This window comes from Paenibacillus sp. 1182 (assembly GCF_017833915.1).
In the GTDB taxonomy this organism is placed as follows: Bacteria; Bacillota; Bacilli; order Paenibacillales; family Paenibacillaceae; genus Paenibacillus; species Paenibacillus polymyxa_D.
Genome location: NZ_JAFICR010000041.1, coordinates 1 through 1,081, shown reverse-complemented (window position 1 = coordinate 1,081; position 1,081 = coordinate 1). Strand labels below are relative to the sequence as shown.

Below are 1,081 nucleotides of genomic sequence, written 5' to 3'. Positions count from 1 at the left end.
CTCCAAGTAGCGTCCGTGCGAGAAGCGGTTGTCATGGCTCGTGCAGACGAAACGGGCCAAAAACACATGGTGGCCTACTATGTCGCGGGGCAAGAGCTAGGAGCCAGCGAGCTGAGAAGTGAGCTGGGCCGGGAACTGCCAAGCTACATGGTGCCGTCCTACTTTGTACAACTGGAGCAAATGCCGCTGAGTCCAAATGGAAAAATTGACCGCAAGGCCCTACCAGCACCGGAAGGCAGCCTGCAAAGCGGAGCCGATTATGTCGCACCGCGAACGTGGGTGGAAGTGAAACTGGCACACATTTGGCAGGAGGTGCTGGGCCTCACGCAGGTCGGTGTGAAGGAAAACTTCTTCGAGATTGGCGGACACTCGCTGCGGGCGACGACACTGGCCTCGAAGATTCACAAGGAGTTGAACAAGCCGCTTCCCCTGCGCAGTATTTTTGAAGCACCCACGATTGAACAACTGGCAGCCGTTCTGGAAGGTCTGGATCAAGTGGTGTACGCGTCCATTCCGGTAACAGAAGAACGCAGCTTCTACCCGTTATCTTCAGCACAAAAACGACTGTATGTACTGCATCAGTTTGATCCAAGTGATGTGAACTACAACATGCCGTCAGTGCTGCAAGTGAGCGGTCCGCTGGATGTGAAACGAGTAGAAGACGTGTTCCGTCAACTAATTGATCGTCATGCAACCTTGCGTACCCGCTTTGAGCTGGTAGACAATGAGCCGATGCAATGGATTGAGGATACCGTGCCATTCGAGGTGGAATATACGAAGGTACAGGTAGAGAGTACGACTACGGCTACGTACACGAGGATTAGCGAGGAAGCACAAGAACGGGTACGGCAGTTTATCCGTCCGTTTGATCTAAAAGCTGCACCGCTGCTGCGGGTAGGCTTGGTGGATCTGGGTGTCCAAGGAGTAGGGCAAGAATCCCAGCATTTACTCATGCTCGACATGCACCATATCGTTTCGGATGGCGTGTCGATGGAGGTACTGACCGATGAGTTTGTCCGCTTGTATGGCGGTGAAGAACTGTCGCCATTGCGGATTCAGTACAAAGACTATGCCGTATGGC

General features: G+C 53.5%; 1 protein-coding gene. It reads left to right on the top strand.

What is annotated here, in order from left to right; all coding sequences use genetic code 11:
• Positions 1–1,081: condensation domain-containing protein (locus JOD82_RS28895; RefSeq protein WP_245249175.1), on the top strand; the 1,081-nt coding region annotated here is incomplete at both ends.